The sequence below is a fragment of the Nocardia sp. NPDC004722 genome, assembly GCF_053601505.1.
The window spans coordinates 1-8,478 of sequence record NZ_JBSGBY010000372.1 but is presented as its reverse complement, the minus strand read 5'-3'; the positions used below and the strand labels follow the sequence as shown (position 1 = coordinate 8,478).

Here is an 8,478-nt window from a genome sequence, read left to right as displayed (position 1 = left end):
GCCATCCTCGACCCGCTGGTCATCCGGCCCGTGCAGCATCCGCAATGCGCGGGAGCCATGCTCTCCGCCGACGGCGCGGTCCTGCTCGCCGCGCGCGTGCACGCCGCCGGGGACGTCCTGCGCGCCACCGCCGCCTGGTTCACCCTGCTCAAGCAGACCCGGCGCGCGCTGCGCATCACCGAGGGCAACGCCCAGGACCTGTACTTCCAGCGCTGCTTCGAACTGGCTACCGTCTCGGGCATGCCGGACCCGGTCCGCGATCGGGCCGCCGCCGAGGCTGCGCTGCGAGAGATCCACGGCCTCACCGCGGGCCGCACCACCCAGGCGTTGAAGGACTACCTCGCCGACCAGTCCCGCGCCGCCGAGGTGACCGCCCTCATCCACACCGCTTGGCGCCGCCGCCCCCTCACCGACGTGCCCGACCACACCCGCGTCCTCGCCGAACTCCTCGACGCCTGCGCCGCAACACGATTCGATGAATCCGGCAGTGCCGACCTGGACGCCGCCATCGCCGCCTCCCTGGGTACGCACACCGGAATCCAGCTGTGGCGTGCGGAGCCGGACGGCGCGAACGACGGCCGCTCGGGGGCAGGCCACACCGACCGCGAATCAGGCCGCAGCGCCCACGAACTCGGTCTGACGCTGTATCCGCTGCCGGAAGCGCCGCGCGTCGGCGGCTCGGCCTCCACCGCCACCCTCGGCCTGCCCTTCGATCGCACCATCCACGAGCGCATCTTCACCGTCCTGCAAGCCTCCAGCGAACGCGGCGACCTGCCCCCTATCCCGGAACTCGTCGATGCCGAGATCGCGCGAGCCTGCGCCCCCTGGGCCCTGTTGGACGAGTCCCTGCGCCTGGCCGCCGCCGTGGGAGCGGTGCTGGCCGTGAGTCTGCGCCCGCTCGGGGATCTGCTGACCCCCGCGGGCGATCGGGACGCCGCGCGCGAACCGTCACGCGCATTCGCAGGCGCTGCCGTCGGCCTGATGGGCGCTGCCGTCGGCCTGACCGGTACCGCCGCCGGACTGCTCGGCACGTCCGCCGGGCTACTGGGCGCCTCCGCCGAGCGTTCCGCCGGATCCGGTGGGCGAAACGGCACGCTTGCCCGGTCCGGCGGTGTCGAGATCGAATCAATCAGTCCGGCAATGGAATCGAGTGCCGCCTCCGAGGTGGTCGGCACGGCGGGATCCAATGGTGCGGCGACTTCGCGCGGCACGACCGAGTCGAACAGCGGGTCGGGACGCGGTGCGGCGATCCTGAACGGCGGATCGATGTCCGACGGCGGGCCGGGGTCGGGCGTGGCGGCGCGGTTGGTGAATGGGCGCTGGCAGCGGGAGGCCTATGTGCTGCAGGCGCGGCGGATGGCGGTGCGGGTGGATGCCGTCGACGGGCCGCTGGGGGCCGTCGCGGCGGATCTGCGCGTACCGTGGCGTCCATACCTGCGGAGATTGTGGGCGCGGCTGCACGGGCGGGATGTGCGTGAGTTTCCCGTGTACGCCGCGGACGAACTCTGGGATCTGCTCGACGGCGTGGCGCGGTCGGTGATCCTGGACCACCGGATGCGAGTCAAGCGGGCCCTCGCCGCGACTGCCGAGGCGACGCCCGACGATCGGGAATCGAGGGCGGGATGACGAACTCGACGGTCACGATCCAGCGCTACCCCGACGGGCTGTACGCCATCATCCCGGCCGGGACGCCGGACGCACTGGCGGCGGCCCCGGGCCCCGACACCATGGTGCTGGAAGTCCTCGGCGGTCACCTGATCTGGAATGTGCTTGCCGGACAGGAGATTCCGGCAGCCCTACTCGACGACGTCGACGCCGCTCAGGAGTGGGTGTGGGCGATCTACGGCGAACCGGTCGCCCTCGCGCTCGAGCCCAGCGGCGACGACTCGGGCCCGGGACGGAATGGACGACAGGTCGGCGGCGCTGAAGGGCGCGCTGGGCGCGAGGTAGCGGCATTCGCGGCCCGGCCCGCGCTGGCGGCCTCCGCATACCGGCTCGCGTACGCGCACTGGGCTTCTCGCTGGTGGCCCGCCTCCGTGCTGGACGGCATCGCGGCCCTCGACCCGGTGCTACTCGATCGCGAGATCGCGCAGCTCACCGAGGAATGCGAAGCCCTGGTGGACGGCGCGGACGCGCTCGCCCCGCCGCTCCCGGCGACAGTCGAAAGCTCGCTGCGCGCCTCGGATTACGCCCTGGCCGCCGGTGACGAACACCGGGCCGGAACCATGGTGCTCGCGCGCGGCACCGGCGGCTGGGACTGGCGGCGCTGCCCACCCGGCCTGGTCGACGCCTCCGAATCCGCCGTCTCCTGGCAACTCGTCCGCGACGCGGGCGCCACCACCGTGGCCATCACCGTCGCCGCCCACCCCGACCGGTCCGCCGACACCCCCGCCCACCTGCGCCCCTGGGCCCACGTCGACACCGGCCGCGGCGAATTCGACACCGAACTGCACCCCGTCCACGACACCTGGATAGGCGAATCCCCGCTCCCCACACCGGCTTCCGCCATCCACATCGCCATCCACGTCCCCGGCTTCGGCCCCCTCCCCGACGACACCGAATCCGCCGCCGACCTCCGCGACCGCATCCGTGATTTCGCCGCCAGCCGCTTGCTCGCCGCCGCCGTCCCCGACATCGACGGCGACCCCTTGGCCCCGCTGCTCGCCGAAATAGCCGCCGCCGCCAACGATTCGGACTTCTGAGCATGTCCGAATCAGACGGTTCCGCCGAGGTCGAGAGTCCGTTGTTGCGGGCGGGGGCGGAGGCGGTGGGGCGGGGGGAACTGTGGGAGGGGTTGCGGATTTTCGAGCGGGCGGCGCGGGTTGAGGTGGGGGATTTGCGGTTGTGTGCGTTGGTGGATGTGGCGGTGGTGACCGATCGGCTGGGGGATCATGCGGGGGCGGTGGAGCGGTTCGGGGAAGCGTTGGCGGAGATGCGGACCGATGCGCCGCGGATGTATCCGGGGGCGTTGATCGGGTTGTCGCAGGCGCTGCAGAATCTCGGGGATCTGGATGGGGCGCAGGCCGCGTTGGAACAGGCGCGGGCGGCGTTGGGTGGGGAGGACGCGCCGGGGGATCTGCGGCTGGCCTGTCTGGTGTCGTCGACGGCGGTGGCCATGCATCGGCAGCAGTGGTGGCGGGCACTGGATCTGGCGGGCGAATCCCTGGACGCGGCACGGAAGTTCGGTCCCGCGCAGGCCGGGCATCCGCTGATGAATCTGGCCGCCGCGCACTTCGAGACCGGGCGCTGGGAGCTGGCCCAGGATTTCGCGGGGCAGGCGCTGGCCGCGTTCGAAGCCGTCGAGGACCGCACCGGCGTCGCGGAAACCCGGCAGAACCTCGCGTTGATGTACACGCGCACAGGATGTTTCGATGACGCGGAACCCCTGCTGGCCGCCGCTCAAGAGCATTTCGACGCCGCCGGGGTCGCGCATCGCGCCGGAATCGGTTTGAAGGTCATGGGTTTCATCGCCGAGCAGCGCGGACAGCACGAGGTCGCGGAGCAGCGCTATCGCGAGGCGCTGCACCGATTCGAGGAGTCGCGGGCCGTCATCGACGCCGCCGATGTGCGACTGCGCCTGGCCGCCACCGCCTTCGCGACCGGACGCTACGACCAGGGCGAGGCCGAACTCGCCGCCGCCCGCGCCACCTACGCCGTCCGCGGCCTCGGCCTGCACTGCGCCCAGCTCGACTACTGGCACGCCGGTCTCCTCGAGCCGCTGGTCACCCAGGTGCCCGGATTGCTCGCGCGCGCAGTGGATCTGGCGGTCCCGGCCGCACTGGCCCTGGATGCCGTGCGCTACGAACTGCCCGACGGCGCACAGCGCGACACCTGGAACCGCCGCATCGTGAACCCGGCACTGCGCTTGGCCTTCCGCTACGCGTATCTGGCGGGCGACGCCCGCCTGGTCGCCGACCTGATCGAAAGCCAGTGCGCGGGAACGATACTGGATATCGACCGGCTCGCCTCCGATCCGCCCCTCCCGCTCGACATGTTCGAACCCTTCGACCCGCCCGCGGATTCCGCCGCGCCACTGCAGGACGCCCTCCAGCTCGGCACCGCGCTCGCGGCGGTCGCTGCCAGTGCGGGGCTCCCCGTGGCCCCGCCCGCTCGGATCGCCGTGCCCCCGGACGGCCACGTGGCCCTGGAGATTTGGCTGTCCGCCGCCGAACAGCGCTACGGCCGCCGCCTGCGCGCCGATCGGGTGATCACCGCATGACCCAGGCCCGGCCCGCTCTGATCGACCTTCGTCCGAAACGCCGAGACCTGTCGGCTGTTCGGCCGAGCGCGGCGCGTCCCGACCGGGCGGTGGCCGCATGACCCCGACCGTGTATGTCCGAATGGCCGATGCCGGTGATCTCTACGTGACCTGGAGGTGGGCCGAGGAAGACGCCGCGCCCGGCGGAGTCGGGGTGGTGCCCGAAGATCAGGTCGAGGCGGCGATGGCCCGATTCGCGGCGGCCTTGCCCGCGCCGGGTGTCCCGGGAGGACTCGAATCCGCGCTCACCATTGGGGAACTGGCCACGCTGGAGGCGGAAACTGCTCTGGCACAGTATCTCTCGTCGGTATTCCTGCCATACAACCTCGCGGTCCAGCTGCACGAGCTCTACAGTCGTGGTGTCCGCCCGCACCTGCGCATCCAACCCTCGCCGCGCACAGCGCAATTGCCCTGGGAGCTGATCGCTCCCGATCCTGATGTCCGGCTGGTCGAGATCGCCGATGTCAGCGTCCTGGCCCCCGCCGGGATCGTGCACGCACCCGCCCGGGTCGCCCGCGCGTGGACCAGCACCCGCACCCACCCGGTGGTCGCCATCCTGGATCCGCGCGTCCCCGGCTTCCGGGCGGATTCGGCGCTCGGCTCGGTGCTGGGCCGGATGGACGCGGCCGCACCCCTGGCCGAGCTGGTCGCCGCGCACGCGGCCGCGGACCGGCTCACCCCGGCCGTCGGCGACCCGCTGGAGGCTTTCCGCCGCACCGATCTCGACCGCTCCTGGCTCAGCGACGCACTGCACGCGGGCGCGGCGCGGCTGCTCTACGTCGGACACGTCACCGCGGCGGCCCCCGAATCCGGCCGCAGCGAATCGGCCACCCTGCATCTGTCGTGCACGGCCGCCAGCCCGGGCTGTGCCCCCGCCTACCGCGATCACCGTCCGCTCTCGGCCCGGGATCTGCTGCTGGGCACACACGCCCTGCCCGTTTCGAGCGCACCGGCCAGTGGAAACGGCCACCGTGACAACCCGATACCGCGCACCGGACCCGAAATCTGGCCCATCCCCAGCCGGGTCGCCCTCATCGCCTGCGAGAGCGGCGGCGATCTGCGTTTCGCCGAACCGCTCGGCCTGGTCGCCGCCATGCTCACCGGCGGTGCGGAACTGGTCACCGCGGGGCGCTGGCCGTTGCCCACCGATCTGGCCTTCCACCGTCTCGCGGGCACCGCCCCGACCGCACACCCATTCCAGGAAGCCGTGTGCGCCATCGACGCCGCGCACGAGTCCGAGGATCCGGTGATCGCCCTCAATGCCTGGCAGCGCACGCATCTGGCCGCCTGGCGCGACACCGGCCGGATCGAGCATTCCCCGCTGATCTGGGCCGCCTTCGCCACCGTCGACGCGCGCTGACGAGGTCCCCCCCGCGCCCCCAGATCGTTCGCCCCTGAAACTACCGCCCCGAGAAGTCTGGGGTCACGAAAAGATAACGGCCGCAAGGGACCTCCGATGAGCTGACGGGACGTTCAGCAGAGGAGAGGTTTCGATGGCGCGGTTCGTGACAGGCATCCTCGCGATGACAATGGCGATAGCGGCGGCCTTGATCGCCGGGCCTACCGGCCATGCCACACCGGGGTCGAGCCTCGCGCCGGATGGCTTGCGGCACTGTGAGGTCAGCGCGGGCCGCCAGCCCCAGACCGCGACACCCGAAGAGGTGGGCCTGGATTCGGCCGCGCTCGGCAAGGCGGTGAACTTCGCCTCCGACCCGACCCGCTTCACCGTGCAGATCTTCCGCAACAACTGCCTGGTCGGCAGCGGGCCGAACAACCAGCGCGCGGGCGGGGTCGCCTGGAATCTGTGGAGCGGCACCAAATCGGTGGTGTCGATGGTGGCGGGCATCGCGGTCGACGAACACAAACTGCGCGTGGACGATCCGATCGGAAACTATCTGCCCGCCGGGCTCGGTGACGACGCGCACCGTGCCATCACCGTGCGCAGCCTGCTGACCGAGACCTCCGGTATGGAGGTCGCCATCGCCTCGGAGGGCGTGACCGGGCTGTTCCGGCTCGACCCGAACGTGGTGGCGCAGGCCCTGGCCATGCCCATCACGCAACCGCAGGGCCAGGCGTGGCAGTACAGCCAGCGGGCCGTGGATCTGCTCGTCTATGTGATCGGTCAGGCGGTCGGCGAGGACTTCCAGTCCTACGCGCAGCGAAAACTGTTCGACCCGTTGGGTATTCACAGCGGTGACTACCTATGGGCGCGGGACCGCAGCGGCAACACCTACGGCCACGCGCACCTGGTGCTCCCGCCCGACGACTACGTCAAACTCGGCCTGCTGCTGGTCGAGCGCGGCAATTGGCAAGGCCGCCAGCTGATCTCGACCGACTACTTCACCGAGGCCACCACCCCTACCGACGCCAACCCCTGCTACGGCTTCCTGATCACCGTCAACGGCCCGGGTTGCGAGGACGTCTTTCCCGGCCTGCCCAAGGACGCCATCCAGATGGCGGGCATGATGCGCCAGGACAACTTCATCGTGCCCAGCCTCGGCCTGCTGGTGAGCTGGACCGGCGTCACGGCTCCCGGTGGCGCGGTGAGCTTTCCGCACGACGTGCTGCGCGGCGTCGCGGCCGCCTTCCGCACCCCGACCCTCGCGGATCCCGGCCCGTACGTCGAACACCCCGACGTGAGCCTGAACGACCCGATGTTCCTCAACCCGGACGCCACGCTCGCCGCCCTCGGCCTCGGGCCCATGTCCTACCCGGGCTGCGGTGTCCTGCAATGCCTGGGCAAGCCGCTCTACGCGCCCTTCGACAACTGGCCGCCCGGCTGCTTCATCCTCGGATGCCTGGGGCCCGATCCGGCGACCCCGGGCATCCGCTGATCGCCGAGTGTTATTGGTGCTGGCCGCAGTTGGAGCAGAAGCCCGCGCCCACGGGAACCTGATGGCCGCAGCCGGTGCAATGCGCTTGCAGGGCCAGCGCGGTACCGCAGGAGCCGCAGAAGCGGCCGCCCGTGGTGGGCGCATTGCAGGTGGGGCAGTTGACCCGCGCCGGAGTGGCCACGTCGTGCTGCGAAACCCAATCCTGCTGGTAGGCGGCGTCGCGGATCTGGGATCCACGTGCCTCGGCCTGCGCCTGCGCGATCTGGTGCTGCACCTGCGGCGAGCAGTTGGTGCACTGACCGACCTGCTCGTTCCAGCAGACGTTGTGGCAGACCCAGCGCCCGCAGCCGCCGCAGGCGCGGAAGTCGTTGCGCACCTGCTCGACCGCGCGGGCGAAGGCCTTGTCCTTGGTGCTCGAGGAGGAGCCGCCCCAGTGGTTGGAGTAGCTCTCCGCGGCATTGGAGATCTTGTCGATGGCACGGACCTGATCCCCGAACAGGTCGCGCAGCACCCGCAGGGCACCGCGGCCGCGCGAGAAGTAGTTCTGCTCGAACGGGGACTTGTAGGAGGTGCTGCAGCGATCACAGCGGAACTCCCACTGGAATCCGTCGTCATTGGATTCGTCGTGGTAGTAGCTGGTGAAGACGACCGGACCGGTCATGGTGGAGTTATTCCTTTACGGCTGAGCGGAAGTCTGTGAACCGACGTGCCCGGAGCCCCCCGGACCGTGTTTCGTCAGGTTCTTATCGTATGACTCGCGTCGCCCGCAACACATCCCACGAATCTCACCCGGCCGTCTTCGGGGCTAGTCGGTGAAGCCGACCTCCGCCTCCACGGTGTCGCGCCGGACGTACAGGTCCCAATACCGGTCGCCCAGTTCGTTATTGGTCATGCGGGGAATGCTCACCCCCGCCGGGACCACCTCCGGATGCGCGTCCACGATCCGTTCGGCCTCGCTGCCGCCGATCAGGACACCGATATTGAGCAGGCCGAGATACACACCGCTGCCGCGCAACTCCTCGGCCAGCTGCAGCAGGTAGCCGCGCTGCGCCGCCAGTGCGACACCGATATTCGCCAGGTAGGGGTGCGTCAGCCGGGGCGTCGACCCGGAGGAGAACAGCAGGGTTCCGGTGCCGCGCTCGAGCATGCCCGGCAGCAGGGCGCGGGTCATGAGGATGGGGGAGTGCAGCTTCAGTGCCATGGGAACGCGCAGGTCCGCGATGTCGAGGGCGCGGGTCGAGGCGACGCGATCGGACATGTCGGCCGCCGCGCCGTGCAGTGCCACGTCGATCTCGCCGAGGGTGGTGCGGATCGCGGCGACGGTGTCGTTTCCCGCACCACTCCCCCGCCGACCACCACGACGACCGTCGCCCCGAAACCCACCAT

At 70.7% G+C, this 8,478-nt stretch carries 7 protein-coding genes; 5 read left to right on the top strand and 2 right to left on the bottom strand.

Going from position 1 to position 8,478, the window contains the following annotated elements:
• Positions 1-57 precede the first annotated feature (57 nt).
• From ACWELQ_RS29795 to ACWELQ_RS29775, 5 genes are all read left to right on the top strand, one after another.
• A complete protein-coding gene (locus ACWELQ_RS29795) occupies positions 58-1,626 on the top strand; it encodes a hypothetical protein (protein ID WP_452400356.1) in 1,569 nt (522 codons plus the stop codon).
• Positions 1,623-2,702: a hypothetical protein gene (locus tag ACWELQ_RS29790; protein ID WP_452400355.1), complete on the top strand. Its 1,080-nt coding sequence runs from the start codon at positions 1,623-1,625 to the stop codon at positions 2,700-2,702. The genes ACWELQ_RS29795 and ACWELQ_RS29790 overlap by 4 nt, the downstream gene beginning before the upstream one ends.
• Positions 2,703-2,704: 2 nt before the next feature.
• Positions 2,705-4,219 carry a tetratricopeptide repeat protein gene (locus tag ACWELQ_RS29785; protein WP_452400354.1) on the top strand — a complete coding sequence of 505 codons (1,515 nt, stop codon included), beginning with the start codon at positions 2,705-2,707 and terminating at the stop codon, positions 4,217-4,219.
• A 97-nt stretch (positions 4,220-4,316) separates the two neighbouring features.
• Complete coding sequence (locus ACWELQ_RS29780) at positions 4,317-5,618, top strand: CHAT domain-containing protein (RefSeq protein ID WP_452400353.1); 1,302 nt, start codon at positions 4,317-4,319, stop codon at positions 5,616-5,618.
• Between the two features lie 133 nt (positions 5,619-5,751).
• On the top strand, positions 5,752-7,092 hold the full coding sequence (locus tag ACWELQ_RS29775; protein WP_452400352.1) for a serine hydrolase domain-containing protein: 1,341 nt from the start codon (positions 5,752-5,754) through the stop codon (positions 7,090-7,092).
• 10 nt (positions 7,093-7,102) lie between these two features.
• On the opposite strand, the gene ACWELQ_RS29770 is transcribed toward ACWELQ_RS29775, so the two are convergent.
• Positions 7,103-7,753: a double zinc ribbon domain-containing protein gene (locus ACWELQ_RS29770; RefSeq protein ID WP_452400351.1), complete on the bottom strand. Its 651-nt coding sequence runs from the start codon at positions 7,751-7,753 to the stop codon at positions 7,103-7,105.
• 144 nt (positions 7,754-7,897) lie between these two features.
• Positions 7,898-8,478: SDR family NAD(P)-dependent oxidoreductase (locus ACWELQ_RS29765; protein WP_452400350.1), on the bottom strand; the 581-nt coding region annotated here is incomplete at its 5' end.